The sequence below is a fragment of the Pseudomonas sp. m6p genome (genome assembly GCF_055760375.1).
The window spans coordinates 491,170-512,710 of record NZ_CM147084.1 but is presented as its reverse complement, the minus strand read 5'-3'; the positions used below and the strand labels follow the sequence as shown (position 1 = coordinate 512,710).

The following is a 21,541-nucleotide window of genomic DNA, read 5'->3' as shown; positions in this document are numbered from 1 at the left end:
TTTGGGGCTGGTCTCAGCCTATGAGTGCGGCTAACCGCGTGGGGACCGAAGGCCGGGAAACTGCGGAAGGAAATTGACTTGTTTCAGGCCAGTCGCGCAGCGCCTGACGGTACTCCAGCAATTCCAGATATTGCGCAGCCTTGAGCGTCGTCCCGCGCCCCAGCTCTTGCTCATCGCGATGCCGCGTCACCCACCATTCGGTGGCCGACAGGCTGGACTGGCGCCAGGTGCGTGCTGCCGCCATAGCGTCTTGCTCCTCTACGACGACGTCAGAGATAACGACCGGACTTTCCATCACCGGCAACGGCGCAATCTCCTCGCGCAGTTCGCCGACAGGTGCGCCGATTTCGATCTGCATGCCCTCCGGTACGGGCACCATCGACTCGACGAAGGACGGGGCAAAAAGCTGGGTAATCTGGTAGTCGCCGGTATCGATCACCTCGACCGCAACGCCGTTTTCCACTCGTGCATAACGGGCCATTATTCGTACTCCCAGATTTCACAGAAGGCGTTTCCGCCGACGCCGCTGAGGACTGACGCGGAGGCACTGGTCGAACATGAACCACTGCCACCTGACCCTCGGTTTCCTGAAGTTCCAGCGCCACTGAGGCCCATCAACGGGCCACCGCCATCAAACGGACTCGCGCCTCCGCCACCGGCCAATACACCCCAATTGGCGTTGTACATGGCATAGCCACCGCCTATTCCACGTGCGTTAGCGAGATTGCCACCCGTCACGGTTTGTCCTCCAGCGCCCCCCTGAACGAAGCCGACTGCCGTGGCGGTCACAGGAAAGGTCAGTATCTGCCCGCCCAGGCCACCGGACGCGCTCAGGTAACTGCCAAAAGAAGCGCCTCCGCCGGCCTGCCCCATCGAGTTACGTGAGGCGCCACCAGCCCCCAGAGAAACAGGAACGCCGGTCATCATTTCTGCTGTCACGTCATATAAGCTCTCGGCGTAGGCGCCACCACCACCGCCACCTCCAATACTGTGATAACCCGCTGCCACCGGCGCACAGCCGCCTCCCGAACCACCCGCGCCAACCAGACGCACGCGAATCCGTTTGGCCCTGGGATTGGGCTTGTAAACCGTGATCCCGAGCGTCTCGATCTGCCGCACCGCCAGCAACCGCCCCACCGCATCGGTGATGCCGTAACCGGCCAACGTGGTCGGGGTATTTTTCAGTTTGTTGAAGTCGACCAACGCGCCGATAGCCGTTGCCAACTGATCGGTTTTCGCTTCATCAGGCGTCAGGCCGGCAGCCTTGATCGCGTTGAGAATTTCTTGCGTGACACTGTTGCCCCACGCGGCCGGGATCAACGAGCCCGGTGAACCGGCGAGCGGGTTTTCATCGACGAAGCCGCCGTTGACCAGGCCAACGCCGGGCATGCTTTTCGGATAATCCATTGCACTGCTCCCTGTGCTGAAAATCAGTTGGTTATGGCTGCGCCGGGAGCGACCGGCCAGATAATCTCATCGGGGAAACCGGCCTGCTTTTCGATACGGTTCAGCTCCACGCTGTAGAGTTTCCACTCGATCAGCAGCAGTTGTTCGTCGTGGCTGGCATCGCCGATGTCTTCGGCGTATTGCAGCGGAGCGATGCGCAGGACCGCGTCGCGAAGAAGCTCATCGCGCTTGGTCAGAGTGACTTGCTTGCGGTCCGTCAATGCAGCTGCTTCATCGATTTTCCAGACACCATCGACCCACGAATGAAATCCACCGGGCCATGGCTGCGTGGTGAAGCCTTCAGGCAGATCACCTAATGCTGTCCAGGTCTCGCGGATTCCCGTGTCGGTGCGATAGACATCACCGCGTAAATCTACTCGCTGCTGCAATGAGCCATTGTCGTAGGCCCACGCAAATCCACTGGGTGCCGGAGCGAGTTCGAGGCTTAACGTGACAGCATTACCTGGCAGTTGCAGGCCGATACCCGGCACGGGTAGAAATTCCACCGGGCCGGTCAACGCGCCGGCGTCGTCTATTAAGTAATTGAACATGTGCACCTCAGATCAGTTTGATTCGTGCGGGATAAGCGATGTTTCGCGGCCGGGTTTCCGTCGAAAAATTCCCGATGGTGCCAATGTAGGTATCGGAGTCGAACGCAGGATTGGGGTAAGTGGTCGCGATGGTTCCGCTGGTTGGATAGAAATTGACGTCGCTTGAAACGTTCCAGACAGGATCCGGGATAGCTGGCGCCGGTCGATTGGAAGACCCTGTACCGGTGGGCAAGTAGTGGTTGTGGCTTTGCAGTGCATGGTTCTGCAAACTGCCGACGACTCGTCCTGTATCCACGCCCCGGTTTTCATCGAGGGCTCGCAGAAATTCACCGCGAACTTCTGGAATTCGAAAGGTCGACGCACCATCGCCACTGGTCCACGCACCTTCTCGATTCCATCGCGCCGCTTCTGTCGTCAGAGCTCCTGAAGCCTGAGCGAAGTCCCACAACCAAGGCCATTCCGCACGCTTGAAAAAGTAGCCGTTGAGCAGACCATAGCCGCCGGGATTGAGCGCCATTGAGGTTTCGAATGAGGTCTGGCCCAGAGGGGTATTGTCGAAACGACCGACCGGCCACCAACTACCCGCCCCGTCACTTCGCAACTGCCACCAGTCACCACTGCCCATCAGCACCAGAAACGGATAGCCGCTCGCCGACAGGTGTGTATGAAAACGAATCCGGTCACCGCCTGATGCCTGGACTACCAATCGGTTAACTGTGTTGTCCACACGGCGAACAATCACGTCGCGCACGCCAAGCCCGGCATCCGCAGCAGGAAGCGTGACGCTCATCGCCGCCGCGCTGCCATCAATCAGAACCATCCCCAATTCCTGCGCTTCAAGCAGCTTGGAAGCAGAAATACGAGTGATCTGCGAGCGCATCGGGCTGGCCTTGCCGACAATCGACTGAATGGCCCTGAACAGCTGCCCGGTATCCGCCTCGGACGGCACCAGCCCACCACCGCTAATCACACTCAGGATCTCCTGAGTCACGCTGTTGCCCCACACCGCCGGAATCAACGAACCCGGGGTTCCCGCCACCGGGTTTTCATCGACAAAGCGGCCATCGACCAGGCCGACGCTGGGGACGCTTTTTGGATAATCCATAGGTCTTTCGTTCCTCTGAAATAACAAATGAACCGCGTCTTGGCGATCGCGAGTACGAGCCAGCGGCGGTCTGTTTTCTGAAAATAAAAAGCCCACGGTGAAGTGGGCTTGGGTGATGCAGCACGCAGACGTGGCGACTAGAAAGTCTGGCCGCTGACCAGTTCGCGAATCGCCGCCAAGGTGTCATCGCCAGCACTGCGCGCCAGATCGAGATTGCCTTTGGCCGCGTGCGTACGGATCTGCTGTTTGGCCTTCAAGCGCAAGGTGCGCAGGGTCAGCAGATGGTCGGTGAGTTGCTCGGCCTTGCTCAGGATTTGCTCGGCTGCCTGTTTGGCAGTACGACCTTTGACTACCCACGCAGCAACCGACAACGGCACCTCTTTTTTGGGATAACCGGCGTCCTGATAGGCCTGTGCGTCGGCGGCCGCTTGGGCGTACTCCATGGCTTTGAGCGGGTCCCCGGCCAAAACGGTGCGGGCACTGTCGGCGGCCGCGTCGACCTTGGAACACAGCTGTTCGGCTTCCTGAAGTTCCAGCTCGGCAACTCTGGACGCATTCAGCTGCCATTTTTCTCCATCCCAATCATGGGCACTGGACGGCTGGGCCGGGCGCAAGCCTTCCTCGAACTGATGCAGCTCTTGAATGATGATCATCGGATCAGCTCCCAGGAAAAATGCACATTGATGGCTGAGGTAAAGTTGATCGCAATACCGTTGGCGTAATCGGCTTGAGAAAAACCCTTGATTCCCATACCAAATAACAACTCATCACTTGAGGCATTTCCCGAGCCAAGGGTGTGTTCGCTTTGATAAACCTGCCAAAGCGAACGCAACTCTGCATGGTCGAAACTGGCTGATAGCGCGGAAACCGTCGTGTCGTTGACAACGTTACTCGTGAAGATCCCTACCGAAGCACCGACGGTGCTCCAGCCATCCCAGTTACTGGAAGTAGTAACCGTCGGATTCAGGTAAGAATAGTTGCCCCCCAGCCATCCTCCCGGAGCGAAGGCCACCGTGGTAATACCGGTCGGATGCGGGGTTGGATTCCCCACCACCAACCGTGCCGCACGGGCATGCGGATCAAGTGGCAGATAAACCACACCGTTGCCGTTAACCGTTTGCGTCCACGACAACCGACTACGGTTGTAGATCGCTCTGACAGTGGGCATCGAACCCGGTCCTGCCGTGACGACCCAGGCCAGACAGAGATCCAGCGGCGTAGACTGGAAACCACCGCCCGCCGCACCATTGACCGTACCCTTCAACCCTTCCGGTGCAGCGTCATAAATCGTGCCGCGTTGCATGTAAAAGGTCAGCACACCGCCGATCACCTGGGCCCGCAAGAAATAACCGGTGCTTGGCAGCAGATCGGGACTGCTCCACAACTGTGTGGTGAACGTGCGCGAACGCCCCAACTGCCCGGCCACCACTTCCTGACCGAGGCTGATCAGCACGCCCGCCGGAATCGAGACTCGCCCGCCACTGGTGGCAACTGCTGCTGGCGTGATCGCCAGGCGACCGTCTGGCGTTGCCACCGTAGCGGTCGGCAAGGAGCCGATCGGCAACGCCGAATCCAGATTCCAGCCCTTGGCCGAAACGCTCTGAATCGCCTGCAACAACTGATCGTATTTCTTTTCGTCCGGGGTCAGATCCCCGGCCTTGATCACGTTGAGAATTTCCTGCGTAACCCCGTTGCCCCAGTCTGCAGGAATCAGCGACCCTGGCGTCCCGGTCAGCGGGTTTTCATCGACAAATTTCCCATTCACCAGACCAGCGCTGGGCACACTTTTCGGATAGTCCATCCCGTCATTCCTCCCTAGTCATAGTTGATGTGCACCTTGGTATGCGCCGGCGCACTGCGGTGGATCAGGCATTCAAGCGCCGAGCCCGGGTTCACGCCAAAGCGCTCGCCCCAGTAGCTCGCGCCGTAGCGCCGACCGAGCAGCAACCGGCCGCCGGTGTTGAGGGTCCACATGAATTGCGCTTCCCAGGTGCCCCAGTGCGCTGCGCCGAAACGCGAGCGGCCCATGCGTGGGGCTTCGTGTTCGGTGATGCTGGCGTTGGGGTAGCCCTGGCTTTTGGCGATGTCGAGGTAGTAACCGACAGCCTGGCTGCCGACCGCGAGCAAGCGGCGGCGTACGGCGAGGCGGCGGTCGTCGAACAGCGGCGTGGCGCCCAGGCACGGGTCGGGCAGTTCCATCACCCGCTCCCAGTCCGGCACCAGTTCGCTGACGCCTGCCGGGTCCATCTCGTTGAGCAGGTCGGCGGCGCGGGCGTCGAGGCGCGCCAGCTCGACGGCGACGCCTTGCAGCACGTCCTCGAGTTCCGGGACGCGTTCCGGATCCCATGCCGGGCCGCTCGGCAGCAAGGCGCGTAGTTGCGCCTGGTATTGCGCGGCGGTTCTTATGCCCCCCATACGCAACCTCCGAAGGTGAGCAGCTCGCTTTGCCCGGCAGGCACGTCAGCGGCCGGTGCGGTCAGCGTGTGATCGTACTCACCGCCGGCGCTGCTGATGGCTTCGCGGATATGGCTGATCAGCAGCGCCACACCGAGGTCGGCCTCGCGGTTGTGCAAGTCGCGCAGCTGCGCTTCCACGGCGGCGCGCACAGCGGTGGTGTCCGGATTGACGCTCTTGAAACGGTACACCACCGGCACCTGAATCGGCCGCTGCACGTGCACTTCCGCCGTTACCGGGCGCAGCGGCTCGATGTACGCCTGAACCTCCGCCAGTTGTTCGTCGTTGGGCACCGGTTGCGGGTCTTCGTCACGCATGATGAATACCGTCACTGTGCCTGGCCCGAGCAAGCCGCCACGACACCAGGCCCGCGTCACACCCGGCACTTCCAGCGCCCAGGTCTCGTAATCGCTCGCCGAACCGCCGTGGGGGATCACGCGATAAGAGCGGATCACCCGCGAGCGCAACGACTCCAGGCTTTCTCGCGCCACGCCACCACTGAGGCCGGGCGCGAGCACCACAAAACTGTTGCCGACTACGCCGGCGATCGGCTGCACCGGGTTCAGCGCCAGACCGGCGTCAGCATTGCCCAGGCTGCCGGCATCGAGCGCAGCAATCGTGGTGGTGTTGCTGCCATTGACGGTAGTGCGCGCGGTGGTGACTTTGTAAGTACGGCCATCGCTTGCTTGCAGCAGCGTGTCAACGTCGAGCACCGCGCCGGCAGTGGCGGTAAAACTGACGCTGCCGGTGGCGACTTGCGCCGGTTTGCGCGGCTGGTTCAGGCGCAGCGCGGCGATGCGTTCCAGGGTCGATTCGTCAGCCTTGTCCGGCAGGATCTGCTCGGCAATCCAGTCGAGATAACCGTACAGGCCATAAGCGGCACCGCCGAGGGTGCGGGCCAGCACTTGCGCATCGGACTGGCGCAGCGAATCGCCGGCCAGGTCGCTTTGGGTGCGCTTGATCAGCACCGGCAGCGAAGGAGTTTCAAACGGCATAGATCACCTGCCAACTGTTATCGGGGTTGATGTCCAGACGTTCGCCATCGGCCAGGGTCAGGACCGTGCGCAGGTTCAGGCGCTGGGCGTCGAGGCGTTCGCTGATGATGTCGATGGCGCTGCAGTGGCCGTCGTCGATCAGCCATTGCAGGGCTTCGCGGGCATAGAACTCGGCGTCCATCTGGGTCTGTCGGGTCAGCTTGACCCGACGCAAAAGCCACAGCCGCGAACCGATGCGATCGTCGGCGACGGTGGGAAAACTGTCGCCCCACCAGCCGAAGCGCTCTTCGTCGTCGAGGGCGTCGTCATCGGCGGCGCGGCGCCATGTGAACAGGCTGATGAGCACGGCGCGGGTCAGTGCGGCGTGGAGGTTCTGGCTGATGAACATCATTGGCCTCCTGCCGGCGCACCGGTCTGGCCGCTGCCGGCCTGCACGCCAACGTGCACGTGTTTGATCTGGCTGATGCCGCCAGCGAGCTGGTCGCCGGTGGAAACGATCTTGCCGGTCTGGTTGATCACCGGCGTGTCGAAGTTCACCGCGCTGCTGGCGCGGATGTTCAGCGTGGCAGTCTCGATGTCGATGATCCGCCCGCGCTTGAAGTGAATTTTGTCGCCCTCATCGGTGTAGATCGCCACTTCGCCCGAGGCCAGCGACTGCAGGCGATAACGGCGATCGGCGACCACCAGGGCAATGGCGTGGGAACGGTCGCCGCCGAGAAACGTGACGATGCCCTCGGCGCCGGCCAGCGGATTGCTGGTGAAACCGTAGGGTTCGAAGTGCTCCAGATCGTCGTTCACTTCACCGGCGGTGAGGCGCATTTGCAGCGATTGCAGCTTGGATGCCGAGCTGGCGAGCACGACAGTGCCGCGCGCCAGCAGGCGTGTCAGTAGGCTCATGAATTGATCCTCGATACTTTGCCAACACAAAACCTGTGGGAGCGGGCTTGCCCGCGATGGCGGCGTGTCAGGCAAAGAAGTGTTTGCGGTAACCTGCGCTATCGCGGGCAAGCCCGCTCCCACAGGATCAGGTGATGCCCTTCGGTTTCGGTGTCAGGCCGGCGTTTTTTTCGGGGGCGTGGGATCAGGATCGAAGGTATGCGGTGGCGCCACTTGCAGCGTGGTCACCGAGCCTTGCGCCGACAGCGAATACGTCACTTTGGAGATCAGCATGTCGCCGTCAAAACCGAGCACCGGATCCGTGACCTTCACCAGCGTGTTGTGGCGCCACAGATCGCCATTGGACTGACGCCAGCCCTGCACCTGATAGGTGGTGGTCTGCGCCCGGCCCATGCGGGTGGCGCTTTCCCATTGGGCGCGTTGCTGGGCCAACTCGAACGTCAGCGCGGTGCCTTCGTTGATGATCGTGGTACGTCGGCGCTTGAAGCTCAGATCAGCCGCGCTGGATTGAACCTCGCTGACGGCCGCCCCGCTCTTCTTGTCCGAGCCTTTCTGCTGACCGATCACTCGGTATTCGGAAAACACCTGGCTCTGATCCATCGGCGCGTTCGCCGACAGAATGTTCTTGCCCAACTCCAGCGCGTCACTGGCCCGACCACCACTACCGGGCTTGGCCAGAACCAGCCGGCCTTGCTCGTCATCAGTGGAAAACACCCGGAACAGCGAGAGCAGACGGTCAATCGACTGGAACACCGTTTCGCCCGGCACGATGGTGTGCTTGGCGAGCCGCGCGGTCTCGGGAATTTCGTTGACCACGTACAGCGAGTATTCCGCCGCCAGAGCCTGGACGATGCTCAGCAGCGGTTGCTCCTGCCATTGGTTCGGCCGGTTGGTGGCTGCGCAATCGACCAGATCCTGAGTCTTGGAACTGCCCTCGATGCTCAGGCTGATCTGGCGTCCGTCGTAGCGGATCGGCGCCTTGAACACGTAGCCGGTGAGCACCAGATCCTGGCCGATCTTCACTTCGCACGGGTCACCCGGTTTGATCCGTTGATCCACCGTCTGCCCCGGCCACTGCCAGGTGATGTCGAGTTTGAAGGTGCGGAACTGGCGCTCAAGATCGGCGGTGATTTCGACGCTTTTCCAGCCGCCGTATTCCATGTTGTTGACGGTCAGCGTGACGCGGTTGTCTATCTCGCTCATGACTACTCCCGGGAGACTTTCACGTCATTGGGCGGCAGGTACAACGGGTTGGTTACCGCGTTACGCTGGATCACTTCGGTAACGCGCGTCGCATCTCCGAACTGTTTGTACGCCACCACCAGCGCCGGAAAACTCTCCTGAAACGACTTGGTGACCAGACGCACACCCGAAGACGCTACCGCTTTGAGGTGCGCGACCAAAGCATCCTGTACATCGCTGATCGCTTGATAGTGCGCCGGGCCGGCTTTGTTTTTGGCCATCTGGAGCGCCTCGACCAGGTTGTTCTGCAGCGCCTGCAAATCATCCGTGGCCGGCACGTCCTGACGCGTGACCTGCTGCTTCGATTGCTGATCAAGCGAAGGCGTCGACGCCAGCTTCACTGGCTTCGACGCCACCGGCATCGAGGCGACCCATTGCGCCACTTTGACGATCAGGGTGTCTTGCACCAGATCGGCCATGGCTTGGGCCGCCGCGTTGGTGTCCTTGCCGGTGGTGATCTTCGGCGCATCGGCCTTGCGAATGGCTTCGAGTTGTTGGGACACGTCGGCAATCACGCCACGGTAGCCCTCCTTCGCGAATGCCTTGAGTTCCTTGATATCGCCGAGCAAGCCCTTGAACTCCGCTGCCACTTCCTTGGGCAATTCCTTGACGGCTCTGACCAGTTCAGTGATTTCCTTGTATTGCGCGATCAGCGGTTTCAGCTGTTCCTTGATGACATCGAACACCCCGGTCAGGCTGTTTCGCAGATTATTGATGCCGATCCGCGCCGCTTGAATCCGGACAATCACCTCCTCGAAACGCGACACGGCTGACCCCAGCAACGTGTCAGCCTTGGCCAACAGGACTTTTTGCGTACTGACCGTGGCAGTCGGAAACGGCAGCGGCCGGTCGGGATAGAACTTCAGACTGAATGTCACCAGCCCGCCGTCCTGGCGAGTGTGGGTCATGTCGCATTCGCCGACCTTGACTTGCAGGCGTCCGAGCCACGGATGCACCAGTTCACCACTGCCCGCCTCCAAGGCCTTGAGCAGCTTGTCGCGCTGCTCCAGGCAATCGGCGCCGATGATGAACGCCGTCAGGTCGTGGGTCTTGGCCTGCTGGCCGAGATCCTCGAAATACGGCAGGTCGCGTTGCGGATACTCATGCAACTGACCTTTGCGACCGACCGGGGTTTTCGCCTGATCGATCCAGAACCCGACACCGCGAAACGATGCCGGCAACAAGCGGTCACGCCAGTTCATTGGAACCTCCTGCCGACAGCGAGCGATAGCCGATGCGCGAAGACAGCGCCAGGCCAGGTTGATTGGTTTGCGGTTGATCGGTGCGCAGCCCCGCCGGTGCGTTTTCGAAGCGCACGGTCAGGCCGCCTTCGAGTTGCGTGCGGTTGTTGGCCGCACTTTGCTGGATCAGGGCGCTGGAGGATTGCGGCAGCGAACCGCTTTGCAATGTCCCGTTTCCAGCAGGCGCTGGATTCGCGCCAAAGAACGCCGGCGCCAGTTCACCCTTGCCTTCGGCATTGGTCTGGCGTTGCGCCTCAGTCAGCGTTTCGACCTTGCCGGTGACCTTGGCGATCAACCCGGCAAAACCACCGTCGAACAGTTCCTTGATCGGCGCGATGACGGTTTGCAGCTTTTGCCACAACTCGCCGAACCACCCGACGATCGGCCCCCAGCTCTCGATGAGCTGATCCAGAGGTTTCCATTCGAACAGCGTGTGCAGAAAGTCCACGACCGGCGCAGACACCGCCAGCACAACATCCCACAGCGCTGAAAAAACCTCGCCGACCGGCTGCCAGTACTGCGCAATCTGCTCCAGCGGCGACCACTCGAACAGGCTGGTAAAAAAGCCCTGGACCCGCTGCACTGATGTTTGCAGGGCCGTCCAGATCGGTTCGAAGTACCCCACGACACCACTCCAGGCGCTGGTGATCATTTCCATCGGGAAATAATCGAACAACGTCCGCAATGTTTCCCGGGTGCTTTGCACAGCCGATTGCAGCGTCGTCCACAGCGGCTGGAAGTACGCAACAACACCGCCCCAGGCGCTGGTGATCATCTGCATCGGCGAGAAGTCGAACAACGAAGCCAGGAACGCCTTGGCCGGCTGCGCGGCTTTTCGCAGGCCATCGAACATCGGCTCGAAGAACCTGACAACACCGCCCCACGCACTGTTGATCATCTGCATCGGCGAGAAATCGAACAGATTTCTGAGGAACGCCATCACCGGCACACTCAAGGCCTTGAGCAGTTCCCAGATCGCCGAAAACAGTCCCGTCAGCGGCCCCCAGTTGTCCAGGATCATGCCGTAAGGCGTCCAGGAGAAAACTGTTTTAAAGAAGTCGATCACCGGGCGGGTGACCGCCTTGACCTTGTCCCAGATCCCCGAGAAAAATCCCGTGACCGGTTGCCAGAGCGCCGCCAGCGCATCGAGCGGGCGCCAGTCGAGCACCGAACGCAAGATCGCCATGGCATTCGCCCCGACGTTTTTGACGCCTTCCCACATCCCGGTGAAGAACGCGCTGATCGGTGTCCAGTTGGCATAGATCAAACCGGCCGCCACCGCGATACCCATGGCAATCAGCATGATCGGGTTGGTCTTGAGCACCATGCTCATGACATCGAACACTTGCGTCGCGCCAGTGACTGCGGTTTGCATCGCCGAAAAGGCGATGGCCCCCGCCGCCAGCCCCTCAACCAGTTTCGGATTGTCGGCAAGCAGGCTGCCGACCTGAGTCATCATCGGCTCAAGCCCGATCACCAACGCCCCCACCGCCGGCACCAGCGCTGCGTCGACAGCGGAGGAAACCTTTTCCATCGACGCACTGAACACGTTCATGTTCTGCGCGGCGGTTTGCGGTGCGGCGGGCAGATCAACGGTTTTCGCCGTCTCGCTGACTTCAGTCAGTTTGCCCTGAAACGCCGCCGCCGATTTGATCCCGTCCACGAACGGCGTGATCACACTGCCGCCCTTGAACAGACCGCTGATGTCCAGTTTGCCGAGGCCGGTCTGCTCGAGATTTTTCTTGAAGCTCTCGACCTTTACTCGCAGGGCGCCGAGTTTGGGCGACAGTTCATCGATGCCCGTGATCAGCACCGGTGTTTTGACTTGCTTTTCTTCGTCTGCCATCACTGCACCTGCTGCATCGCATTGATCCGTTGCGCGTGCTCCAGCGACTCGCGGAGCACATCCAGTGGCCTGGCCATCATCTGTTCGGGGTCAACCTTCCAGAACCAGGCCAGGTCATAGGCGACTGCGATCAGGTCGGTGATGGCTCCGACGCCGCACTCATGAAAAAACTCGCAACGGCCCAGCTCAACGCATTGAGGTCAGCCAGATCGAGCTGGTTGACCGACGACGGCGGGATGCCGGCGCACACGGCGATGTATTTGGCCGCCACGTCCATGTCGAGGCTGACTTCTTCGCTCTTGTCGATCTTGTACGGCAGCGCCTTGATCGCTCGCACTTCCTGCACCGTCGGACGGCGCAGGACGAGTTCGGTCAGGGGCTCGCCGTGAGCTTCGATCGCAACCTGAAGCTTCACGGCGCCGCTCATTGCCAGGTCCCCTTGATGCCTTCGAATTTCAGTTCGATGGTGGCGTCATCGCCTTTGGATACCGGCTCTTCGACCAGATAGGCACCGGCCAGCACGTAGACTTTGCCGTTGCTGAATTCGCAGGTAACGGTGATGTCGGTGCCTTCGATCAGCTTCTTCAGCGGGAAGTCGGCGGTGTGCAGCGCGGTCACTTTGAACGACGGCGCGACATCGGTTTCCTTGTAGAAACCCGGTACGACGGTTTCGCGTTTGACGGCCATCAGCGGGGCTTCGCAGCCGCCGTTGATAGTCAGTTGTGCACCGTCGACTTTGACGTAGCAGGTGCCTGCAATCACTTGACCCATGGTGTTACTCCCTTCAAATAAAAAAGCCCACCGAGGTGGGCTGAATGCTTACGGCCAAACGCGGCGATCAAGCCGCGTCGTCGTATTGCAGACGGAATTGGTTGAGCAGTGCGAACACGCGCAGACCGTTGATGTAATCCGGCGGGAACAGCACGTTCACGCGGCTCGGATCCTGCACGTCACGCTCGACGATCAGGTGCTCGGCGAACAGCTCGGCGTTCTCCACGTGGCCTTCCAGTTCCAGCTTGGCGTACTGCGCGATCAACTCGCCGCGAATGGTCGCCGGAGTGACGATCGGCTGGCCGGCGCCGAAACGGGTGCCGTCGGAAGCCAGTTTGTGGCGCCCGTATTTGCTGGTGATCACGCTTTGCAGACGACGCACGATGAACGCCGACTGGTGCATGGTTTCGCTGTCCAGGTAGGAGTTGTCGGCCTGGCCGTAAGAGTTTTTCTGGTAGGTGGTAATCGAACGCTGGATGCGCACGTAACCGCCTTCGTAGTACGCAGTGGCGATGCCGTAGTTGAGCAGCGACTGACGCTCGGTCAGGGTGAAACGCTCGCTGGCCGGCGCCGGATCAACGCCCGGCAGGCTGCCGCTTTGCGTCGGACGGCTGGCATCGGCGGAGATGAACACCGCGGTGCGCGCAGCCAGTGCTGCTGCTTGTACCCAGAACGGTTGCGGGACGCCCGGCTCCAGCGCCTGGATGGTCATGTGCTGATCGTTGCGTGCCTGGCCAGCAGCAACCAGGGTGCCGACGGTGCCGCGTTTGGCGCTGTAGACGTGACCGAACAGTTGCTTGGCCCAGGACCAGCGACCGGTGCTGTCATCCATCACTGCTTGCCAGGTGTTGAGGGTCGACAGATCCGACCACGGCAGTGCGATGAACTCGAACGGCTCGTCGCCCAGTGCCGCCACGGCGGCGACCTGGTCCGGCACACCGGCGCCACCGGTCATGGCGGTGATCGCGGTGGTCAGGCCGGCCGGGGTTTCTTCGCCGTTGCTCTTGCCCAAGCGATTGAACTGCAGGCTGATGTCGTTACCGCTGTCGCCGGTCCATTTGGCGCTCAGAGTGACCACACCTTCAGCAGCCGCAGCGCTGACTGGCAGATCGGCGGTGGCGTTGATTTTCTGTGCCAGTGCGGTAGCCGCTTGAGCAGCGGTGGCACCGTTGACCACGGTGGCTTGCACACGCACACCAGCGACGTACAGGTTGAGCACGCCAGCCTGAGTGGCGGTGCCGGTCAGGGTCAGCACGCCTTTGGCGATGGCGCCTTCGGTGTTGTGCAGCGGCAGGCACCAGATCTCGCCGATCGGGTCGGCCTTGCGGAAGGTCTCGTACATCGAGGCGAGCATCGAGCCCTGACCACCGATGCTTTTTGCCAGCGAAACGCTGGAGACCAGCATCAGTTTGCCGACTTCAGTCGGGGCAATGTTGTCGTTGACCTGAGCGACGATCAGACGGCGCATGGCCGAAGTCGCGCTATTGGCGGCCGAGTTGTCCATTTCGGCATAGAACAGCGGTACACGAATGTCCGCAGGGATGTTGCTGAATCCGATCGCCATTATTTGGCTCCCTGTGCTTTGACTTTTACAGTTTTGAGAGTGATATCGCCGTCGGCCAGACGTCGGCGCCACCAGGCGCTGTCCAGCACTTCACGGCCTTCTTTGGGCAGCAGATCGCCCGCTTCCGGGTCAGGCACGGCACGGCCAGCGGCCGGCAGTACGGTGATGCGATTGCTCATGGGGTTACGTCTCCAGAGAAAGTCAGTTCCACGCGCCCGTCAGGGCCCGGGTGTTTCAGATTGGGGTCGGCCGGGTCGATCGCATCGACCCGCACGGTGACCCCGGTAAAGGACGACAAACCGTCCAGTTCACGTTCGTGCCAACTCTCCGCAGGCTGACCGGGCAGATTGCGGCCGAGCTGGAACTCGGCAAAAAAGCGCAGCCGGTAAAAGGCGCGGCTGCTGTTGATCGAGACCATCTCGCCGCCGTCGTAGACGATGGCGCTGTAGTCATTGCCCGGCTTGAACCCCACCAGCGCGCGCCACAGTTCGGCGCGCAGGTCGTGCAATAGATCCAGCGCTTTTGTAGCGTCCGTGGCGTCGAGCGCCAGGACGATTTCGAAGCGGTCGCGGATCGGTTGCGCGGTGAGGTTTTGTGCGGTGCTGGTGCTGGCGAGATCCGCCAGGGGCAGAACATGAGCCGAGGGTGTCGGCAGATCAGCATTGCCTTGCAGCAAGGCCAGATCGACACCCACCGCAATGTGGTTGGCAAGGCTTGGGCATTGCCCACGCAGCTGCGTGAGGATCGGGGTGATCTTCATGGTGGTGTTCCAGAGTTGAATGAAAAGCGGTCTGCAGAACACTGCAAAACCTGTGGGAGCTGGCTTGCCAGCGATGGCGGTGGATCAACCGGCATCTCTTTTGAATGGGCTGGCCTCTTCGCGGGCAAGCCCGCTCCCACAGGGATCTTCATCGCAGTGACAAAGCGGGGAATCAGTCCTTGGCTGCGGCCTTGGGATCAAGGCCGCTGGCATCGATCACGCAGCGATAGCTGTTCTCGCGATTGCCACTGGCGGTGACTTTTTCGATCGACCAGCGCCCACGCATGAAGTCCGGCCAGGTCTCATCGAGCAGCACCAGCCCTTCGGCCGCCAGCAGCGGATTGCCGGGACAAGTGATTTTCACCTTGTACTTCTGCCGGAGCATCTTGCGCACTTCGCCTTCGCCAACGGCAATCGCATCGGCTTCGCTGGGTTGCTTCTGGCGGATGATCTTGAACGGCGCAAGCCCCGTTTCGACCCACTGCAACAAACCTGTGGCAGCCTCCACGAAACAGGTCTTGCAACCCTTGGTTTGCTCGCGGGCGGACTCCTCCAGCGTGGCGCTGATGAATGCGTGATCGCCAGGACGGTTGTTGCTGGTCACCGACAAGGTCACGTCCGCCAGCACCTGGCCCGACAACGATTTGGTCTGGCCGGGACGGGCCAGCACGTACACGTCGTTGTAGGGTTTGGTCACCGCGTTGTACTTTTTCGCCAGGCGCGTCAGAAAGCTCATGTCGGTTTCGTTGGACTGGTCGACGTGCTCGATCCTGATCATCGCCACCTCGGGCGCGACGCGCGGTGAAAAGCCATGGCTCGACACCAGTTTGCGAAACAGCGCACCCAATGTAGTCGGGCCATGACTGGCCGTGCGACGTTGCTTGAAGCCCGTCTCATCCTCCTTGCTGAACGGCGCCGCCGTGGCCACCAGCGTCAGGCGAAACGGGAACAGCGTCGGCGTCAGGCGTGTCACTTTGAACTGGCCCTTGTCGACCAGCCCCGACTCCAGATAACCGACCTCCAAGCCGATTTTCCCGCCCAGATCCGGCAGCCCTTCGAGGCCTTCAAGATCGATGGTCAACGTCAGTTGATCAGACTCGAAACCGGCAGCGTCGATGTGTTCCCAACTGATCAGGCGTTGATTGAGCAGGGCCGAATGGGCCCCGTAGAGTCTTACCGCCGGGGTGAAACCCAGAGCCATGCAAACCTCCTTAATCCCACGCCGTGAGCGGTTTGATCGTGGCCGGTTTCGAGTCGAGTTCCGGCAACGTGACCCAGACGCCCGCAGGCAGGATCGGGCCGTGTTCGGCCAGGGTCGGGTTGAGTGTCCACAGGGCCTCTTCGGCGGTGTCATCACTGCGCCCGGTTTCGCGGTACAGCAACAGATTCACCGAGTCACCGGCCACGCTTCGTACCTTACGCATTGTTGAACTCCGCTAGCTCAATGACCCAGTCAACGACCATTGCCGTGCCGTCATCGATGATCTGGCTCTGGGTTTCCTGAATATTGTTGATTCGCCACAGCCCCCAGTTGCGACCGATGCCGTCAATCAACGGCAGCGGGATACGCTGGGCCTGCAACGCGCGCAATTCGTCGAGCCGATCCATGGCCACGGCATACATCGACTTGCCGGTGATGGTCAGGGTTTCCGGTTTTTGCCCGGTCTGGCTGGACTTGGGTTTGCTGGTGAGAATCTGGATTTCGCTCCAGCCTCCATCGGACTTGCGCGCCAGCGAGCTGTAGGCGAAGTCGCGCGACAGGCCGAAGATGAAACTGCCCAGCGCCATTTGTTGTTTCATCAGGCGACTCCATCGGTCAGGGCTGCGTCACGGCGGGTGGCGAGAGCGTTGGTGCCTACTGCGGGTGTGAATGCGGTATCGAAATGGTTGCGCATAACCTGCGAAACCACATCGCCGATTTTTTCGGCATTGAGCACATCACCGCCGCTGATCTGCACTAACGGCGAGTAGGTGTAATTGGACAGTTGCGTCTGAGCGCTGGTCAGATCCTTGGCCACTTGCGCGGGGGGCGCGAGTTTGTCATCGGCAGGTTTCCCCCATTGTTCCCCAACATAGGAGCCGAGCATTCCGCCCAGGGTGCCGCCGATGAATGTGCCAATACCAGGTGCAATGAACGAGCCGATCGTGGCACCAATCGCCGTTCCAGCCAACTCGCCGGCAGCACCTTTGACAGCTTGATCATCGCCGTCACGCCAGCCCTTCAAACCTGCGTAAGCGGCATGACCAATCGCCAGCGGAGCGCCCATCTTGAAGGCGGGCAATGATTTGACCAGCGGCGGTAGAAGCTTGGATTTGGCGCCATCGACCAGCGGCATGAGCTTGGCAGTCGCGCCGCTGAGCCAACTCGGGCGCATGCTTTTGGCCATCTCGCCGACCATTTTCACGCGGGTTATCGCATCGTCAAACATCGGCGCGATTCTGGCCGTCATCGTGCTCAAACGTCCGCCTCGACCGGCGCCAGAGGAAGGAACACGAGACCGCGCGCTGGACGGTGCACGTCGACCGGGGCGCTTTCTTTTAGGCCCCTCGCCGCCGCCGTCGTCACCGCCATTGATCACATCGGCAATATCAGCGGGCAATCGCGCCGTCGCCAGACGCAACAGTTTCGAGTTGACCGCATCCAGCACCGAGGCGACCCCGGTCTTCAGTACACCACCGACGAACGGCATGGCGGCCACACCGGCCAGCGTGAGGCCAGCCGCCAGGAACGGCAGTGCTTCAGCAGCTGAACTCAAGCCATTGACCACAGCCGTTAGCGACACTGCCAGCGCGTCAGTCATGGGCGCGAGTGCATTTCCCACCGCTGTCGACAAACGATTAAGACTCGCATCCAGCGCATTCCAGCGCCCTTGTGACGTATCGCCAAAGGCTTCGGCCGTTTTCGTCGCGGCACCGGCGCCGGAACCCAGTTCCGACGTTGCGTATTGGTGCTTGTCGGACACCCGAGTGAAAGCGGTCTTGACGTCGTCGGGCTTCTTCAGCAACTCAAGAATACTGGTACTGCTCTCGCCAAACAGCGTCTTCGCCGTGGCTGCACGTTCGGGTACGGATTGTTTGCCAAGTGCTGCGAGTACCGAATCAATTGCACCCGGCGCATCCGTGCGCATCTTCTCACGCAATGATTCGGGGTCCAGGAGCAACCGGGTCATCGCCGAACGCTGTTCGGCTGACGCAGTATTTTCCTTGCCGAAGACCGAGGTAAAGCTCTTCAACGCCGTACTGGCGGCGTCCTTGTCGGCCCCGCTGTTCAACAGCGCTTGGCAAATGCTGCGACCTGTTCCGGTGTCATTCCCGATGCAACAGCGCTCTCGCCAGAGCGTTGAACGACCGCGCCGATATCGGCAGGTTTTGCGTCCAGACCGCTGCTGCCCAGGTAACTGACCGCATCGGCCAGATCCTGACCTTGGTATCGATCCAGCTTCAAGGAGGAACGCCAGACCGCAAGCATTTCCCCTGCGGCCTTGACGTCAAGCCGGAAGGCCGTGGCATTGATCGCCGCGTCGCCGGAGTACGCTCTCAGCTCTGTCGCTCGCTGATCACCCTTGGCGCCGTCGGCAATACCAGCTCGCGCCCCGACCTGCTGGATTTGCAACAGATCCGCACCCGTCGCGCCACTGGCTGCAACAGACCGCTGAGTCGCGAGTTCCAGCGTTTGCTCCGAATGCGCTTGAAGCTGGTCTTTGTTGAGTCCAATCAACTGATTGAGCTCAACCAGCGCCGTCTCGTTAGCCATCGCCGGCTGCAGTTTTTTCGGGGGTGGACGCTGCTCGATTTCCGCCTTGAGTTTTGACTTCGGCTCACTGTTGGCGGCTGGCGGCGCCGCGATGACCTTGAACAACGACTGCTGGCTGACCAGCAGCTCGCGCAACTTGATCTGCTCCTGCGTCAGCAACCGAATGTCCTGGCTTGCCAACGCCAGTGTCAGGTTCAGATCCTGCAGCGGTTTGCCGAGGTTATCGGGCAACGTAAATCCGCCGTTTGTGTTACCGCTCTCACCGGCGTATGCGAGCGCATATTTACTCTCTGCCATGCCGCTCTACTCCTGTTTCACGCCAAGGCGAGTGATCGCTATGTCGTAGCGGCGCAACGCCTTTTCGGCGTCCCATTCCAGAATCTCCGCCTCACTTACCGGGTAAATGAGCGGGACGATATCGAGGATTACTTCGATGTCGCGTTCCGAAAGTAGGCCGCCGGCTGGTTTAAAAAATCGTCGATGCGCACCTGCAATTGGGTCCAGTCAGGGACGCTCATGTTGGCCAGATCGGGGATCATCAGACCGGTGCAGTGGGCAGTGATGAACTCGGCGCGTTCCTTGGCCGTTTTCAGTTTCTTCATCACTTTGGTGGCGCGCAGTGCGGGCATTTCCAGCGACAGCGAGGTCACGGTGCGGCCAGTCACGGCGAGCGGTTGCAGCAGTTGCACTTCGTCAGGGTCGGCGGACTTTTCTGCATCCTCGACCTGCTCCAGAAAGTACGACGCCGGACGGGTCGACATCTCGTGCACGTACTGGGCGATGCTCACGTAGTCCGGGCGTTTGAGCTGGTCGAGTTCCTTGACCGACAGGCCGGTGGCGAGCAGCGCCAGTTCGAAAAACTGATCGTCTTCATCATCGCCAGCGCGCTCCAGCGCTTCTTTTTGCGCGGCGTAGAACAGTGGCTTGAGCTGGATCTGCTCGATCTGCGCGCCGTCGTCGCCGGTGATCGGCGACAGCAGGTCATGCTGGGGTGGCATCCACGACATGTATGAATTCCTTGGTGATTCTTGAGGGGGTGTTGCAGCACTTGGGAGAAGAAACCTTTGTGGCGAGGGGATTCATCCCCGATGGGCTGCGCAGCAGCCCCGCTTATGGATGGGTGCGGTATCGGCTAAATCGCCAACTCAATGTTGGGGCCGCTTCGCGCCCCATCGGGGATGAATCCCCTCACCACAAAAGCTCCTTCCCACAAGTTTTGGTGCAGGGCTTGCTTACGGGGTTACGGCATCAGCACCGCACGACGCGCATCACCGAGGATGTCAACGCCGTTGAGCACGAACTTCTGGGTGCGCACGTCGATGTCGATCACCGGAATGCCGTTTTCCAGGCGGTTGTAGGTGCGGCAGGAGAAGTCCAGCGTCGTCAGGGCTTTGCCGCCCATTTTGATCGCGTCCTCACCCATGGTTTTGAGCTTGCCGCCGATGGTGTGATAGGTGAACCAGGTGTTGCCGTCCTGATCCTGACCGGCTTCACGCACGTTCAGCAGGATGTCGTCGCCCAGCTTCACCCCCATCGCCAGCAACACTTCAGCACCGGTGCCTTGCAGCTTGATCTGAGCATTCAGCGGCTTGGCGCTCTTGGCCATTTCCTCAACGATGAAGCGCCCGCCCGTCATGTTTTCCATGTCGAAGTCGATCTTCGGCGGAGTGAACTCCTCAACGGTCGCCGACAACGGCAGGCCTTGCAGAGTGGCCGCGATGGCCTGTCTTACGCGGTTGGTAAACATTAGAGAACGTCCTCCAGGAACTGCTCGATGATTTCATCGCGGGCGTTGAGTTGATAAACCATGTGTTCGTTCGGCGCGTAGCGGCCGTAGTCGATGACCACGTACCAGGTACCGTTCTTGTACTTCTCGACGCTGTTGAGTTCCGGGTGCAGGTACACGCTGCCGCCAGGAATGGTTTCGTCGGCGACCAGGGTCTGCAGCCAGTCGTTGATGCGCTTGACCTCCTGATCCATGAACGACTTGGTCAGGTTCTTGGCCATGGCTTTCTGGCCGGCCTTGACCAGCTTGCGGCTGATCGCATCTTCAAGACCGACGTAGCTGATGAACTTGCCGGTGATCGAGCGGTTACCCAGCAGCGAGAAGCCGCCGAGCACCGTGCGGGCGTAGTAGCTGATGCCGTAACGGTTGAGCAGATCGCCTTCGGTGGAAGTGTCGAGAATGTTGTACTCAACGACGCGGGACACGTCTTCGGCGTAGGTCACCTGGTTACCCGGGCTTTCCCACTGCTTGACCTTGGCCAGCGCGGCAATCGCCAGGCTGGACGGCGCGAGGAACACATTTTTCTTCGCCGCTTTCGAGTACACCGCCGGCATGTTGTGCACCACCAGGCAGCGGTCGAAACCGAGATCGGCGCCGCCCAGTTCCTGGCTGTAAGTCACTTGATCAGCGACCGACGCGTCCTTGCCATCCAGCACCACACGGGCCTTGATGCGCTTGCCGAACGAGGCGAACTCGCTGGCTACTGCTTTGGTGCCGGTGAAGCCTGGCGCGCCGATGATGGTCAGGTCTTCCGGGACACTGCCCAGTGCCGCCAGACCGAGCTTGCGGCCGGTGGTTGGATCGACACCGCCGATCACTGCGTTGACGGTGTCGGCCGGGGTCGCGCCCGCTTCGACGATCACCACGTAGACAGGCACCTTGACCACTTTGAGGATCTGGTAGACGGCGTGATACAGAGTGCCCTCTTCCGCACCGGTCGGATCGAGCAGCGCGTGGGTGGTGAAGCTGTTGATGCGGAACGGTGCGTTACGCGGAATCAGCGGATCGGCCTTCGGCGCGGTGCCGACCAGACCGATGACGTTGTCACCCAGGCCACCCATGGCCTCAGGGGATTCAGTGGCATTGACGGTAATGCCGTTGTGCTCGAAGTTCAGAACCTCAGCCATGT

General features: G+C 60.9%; 24 protein-coding genes and 1 pseudogene. All 25 read right to left on the bottom strand.

Annotated elements, in window-relative coordinates:
- Window positions 1-13: 13 nt before the first annotated feature.
- Entirely contained in the window at window positions 14-481 is a 468-nt protein-coding gene (locus ACYZUM_RS02340) for a phage tail assembly chaperone (protein WP_108181853.1), read from the bottom strand.
- Entirely contained in the window at window positions 481-1,407 is a 927-nt protein-coding gene (locus tag ACYZUM_RS02335; RefSeq protein WP_108181852.1) for a glycine-rich domain-containing protein, read from the bottom strand. The genes ACYZUM_RS02340 and ACYZUM_RS02335 overlap by 1 nt, the downstream gene beginning before the upstream one ends.
- Before the next feature lie 23 nt (window positions 1,408-1,430).
- Window positions 1,431-1,997, bottom strand: a complete 567-nt coding sequence (locus ACYZUM_RS02330; RefSeq protein WP_108181851.1) for a tail fiber assembly protein — start codon at window positions 1,995-1,997, stop codon at window positions 1,431-1,433.
- A 7-nt stretch (window positions 1,998-2,004) separates the two neighbouring features.
- Window positions 2,005-3,102, bottom strand: a complete 1,098-nt coding sequence (locus tag ACYZUM_RS02325; protein ID WP_108181850.1) for a phage tail protein — start codon at window positions 3,100-3,102, stop codon at window positions 2,005-2,007.
- Between the two features lie 137 nt (window positions 3,103-3,239).
- On the bottom strand, window positions 3,240-3,755 hold the full coding sequence (locus tag ACYZUM_RS02320; protein ID WP_108181849.1) for a phage tail protein: 516 nt from the start codon (window positions 3,753-3,755) through the stop codon (window positions 3,240-3,242).
- Window positions 3,752-4,903, bottom strand: a complete 1,152-nt coding sequence (locus tag ACYZUM_RS02315; RefSeq protein ID WP_108181848.1) for a phage tail protein — start codon at window positions 4,901-4,903, stop codon at window positions 3,752-3,754. Before ACYZUM_RS02315 ends, ACYZUM_RS02320 begins: the two co-directional genes overlap by 4 nt.
- Before the next feature lie 14 nt (window positions 4,904-4,917).
- Window positions 4,918-5,517, bottom strand: a complete 600-nt coding sequence (locus ACYZUM_RS02310) for a YmfQ family protein (RefSeq protein ID WP_108181847.1) — start codon at window positions 5,515-5,517, stop codon at window positions 4,918-4,920.
- Window positions 5,505-6,551: a baseplate J/gp47 family protein gene (locus ACYZUM_RS02305; protein ID WP_108181846.1), complete on the bottom strand. Its 1,047-nt coding sequence runs from the start codon at window positions 6,549-6,551 to the stop codon at window positions 5,505-5,507. Before ACYZUM_RS02305 ends, ACYZUM_RS02310 begins: the two co-directional genes overlap by 13 nt.
- Complete coding sequence (locus ACYZUM_RS02300) at window positions 6,541-6,939, bottom strand: phage GP46 family protein (protein WP_047601236.1); 399 nt, start codon at window positions 6,937-6,939, stop codon at window positions 6,541-6,543. The genes ACYZUM_RS02305 and ACYZUM_RS02300 overlap by 11 nt, the downstream gene beginning before the upstream one ends.
- On the bottom strand, window positions 6,939-7,448 hold the full coding sequence (locus tag ACYZUM_RS02295) for a phage baseplate assembly protein V (protein WP_108181845.1): 510 nt from the start codon (window positions 7,446-7,448) through the stop codon (window positions 6,939-6,941). Before ACYZUM_RS02295 ends, ACYZUM_RS02300 begins: the two co-directional genes overlap by 1 nt.
- Before the next feature lie 153 nt (window positions 7,449-7,601).
- Window positions 7,602-8,651, bottom strand: coding sequence for a phage baseplate assembly protein (locus tag ACYZUM_RS02290; protein WP_108181844.1), 1,050 nt, complete (start codon window positions 8,649-8,651; stop codon window positions 7,602-7,604).
- Between the two features lie 2 nt (window positions 8,652-8,653).
- Window positions 8,654-9,892: a DNA circularization protein gene (locus ACYZUM_RS02285; protein WP_041072257.1), complete on the bottom strand. Its 1,239-nt coding sequence runs from the start codon at window positions 9,890-9,892 to the stop codon at window positions 8,654-8,656.
- Window positions 9,879-11,777, bottom strand: coding sequence for a phage tail tape measure protein (locus ACYZUM_RS02280; RefSeq protein ID WP_108181843.1), 1,899 nt, complete (start codon window positions 11,775-11,777; stop codon window positions 9,879-9,881). Before ACYZUM_RS02280 ends, ACYZUM_RS02285 begins: the two co-directional genes overlap by 14 nt.
- Before the next feature lie 130 nt (window positions 11,778-11,907).
- Window positions 11,908-12,204, bottom strand: a complete 297-nt coding sequence (locus ACYZUM_RS02275) for a phage tail assembly protein (protein ID WP_003222226.1) — start codon at window positions 12,202-12,204, stop codon at window positions 11,908-11,910.
- Window positions 12,201-12,548, bottom strand: a complete 348-nt coding sequence (locus ACYZUM_RS02270) for a phage tail tube protein (RefSeq protein WP_007964335.1) — start codon at window positions 12,546-12,548, stop codon at window positions 12,201-12,203. The genes ACYZUM_RS02275 and ACYZUM_RS02270 overlap by 4 nt, the downstream gene beginning before the upstream one ends.
- Window positions 12,549-12,615: 67 nt before the next feature.
- Window positions 12,616-14,112 carry a phage tail sheath subtilisin-like domain-containing protein gene (locus tag ACYZUM_RS02265; RefSeq protein ID WP_108181842.1) on the bottom strand — a complete coding sequence of 499 codons (1,497 nt, stop codon included), beginning with the start codon at window positions 14,110-14,112 and terminating at the stop codon, window positions 12,616-12,618.
- Complete coding sequence (locus ACYZUM_RS02260; protein ID WP_027611066.1) at window positions 14,112-14,291, bottom strand: DUF2635 domain-containing protein; 180 nt, start codon at window positions 14,289-14,291, stop codon at window positions 14,112-14,114. The genes ACYZUM_RS02265 and ACYZUM_RS02260 overlap by 1 nt, the downstream gene beginning before the upstream one ends.
- Window positions 14,288-14,872, bottom strand: a complete 585-nt coding sequence (locus tag ACYZUM_RS02255; RefSeq protein WP_108181841.1) for a phage tail terminator protein — start codon at window positions 14,870-14,872, stop codon at window positions 14,288-14,290. Before ACYZUM_RS02255 ends, ACYZUM_RS02260 begins: the two co-directional genes overlap by 4 nt.
- Window positions 14,873-15,044: 172 nt before the next feature.
- Window positions 15,045-16,073: a phage tail protein gene (locus ACYZUM_RS02250; protein WP_108181840.1), complete on the bottom strand. Its 1,029-nt coding sequence runs from the start codon at window positions 16,071-16,073 to the stop codon at window positions 15,045-15,047.
- Window positions 16,074-16,083: 10 nt separating this feature from the next.
- The gene (locus ACYZUM_RS02245; RefSeq protein WP_095667376.1) at window positions 16,084-16,296 is read right to left on the bottom strand and encodes a tail protein X; all 213 of its coding nucleotides are present in this window, start codon (window positions 16,294-16,296) and stop codon (window positions 16,084-16,086) included.
- Entirely contained in the window at window positions 16,289-16,672 is a 384-nt protein-coding gene (locus ACYZUM_RS02240; protein WP_047291946.1) for a phage tail protein, read from the bottom strand. The genes ACYZUM_RS02245 and ACYZUM_RS02240 overlap by 8 nt, the downstream gene beginning before the upstream one ends.
- Window positions 16,672-18,626, bottom strand: a pseudogene (locus ACYZUM_RS02235) (phage tail tape measure protein). Before ACYZUM_RS02235 ends, ACYZUM_RS02240 begins: the two are co-directional and overlap by 1 nt.
- 425 nt (window positions 18,627-19,051) lie before the next feature.
- Window positions 19,052-19,633, bottom strand: coding sequence for a phage tail assembly protein (locus tag ACYZUM_RS02230; protein ID WP_047291941.1), 582 nt, complete (start codon window positions 19,631-19,633; stop codon window positions 19,052-19,054).
- A gap of 233 nt (window positions 19,634-19,866) precedes the next feature.
- The gene (locus ACYZUM_RS02225; protein ID WP_007908799.1) at window positions 19,867-20,373 is read right to left on the bottom strand and encodes a phage major tail tube protein; all 507 of its coding nucleotides are present in this window, start codon (window positions 20,371-20,373) and stop codon (window positions 19,867-19,869) included.
- On the bottom strand, window positions 20,373-21,539 hold the full coding sequence (locus ACYZUM_RS02220; RefSeq protein WP_108181838.1) for a phage tail sheath protein: 1,167 nt from the start codon (window positions 21,537-21,539) through the stop codon (window positions 20,373-20,375). Before ACYZUM_RS02220 ends, ACYZUM_RS02225 begins: the two co-directional genes overlap by 1 nt.
- Window positions 21,540-21,541 lie beyond the last annotated feature (2 nt).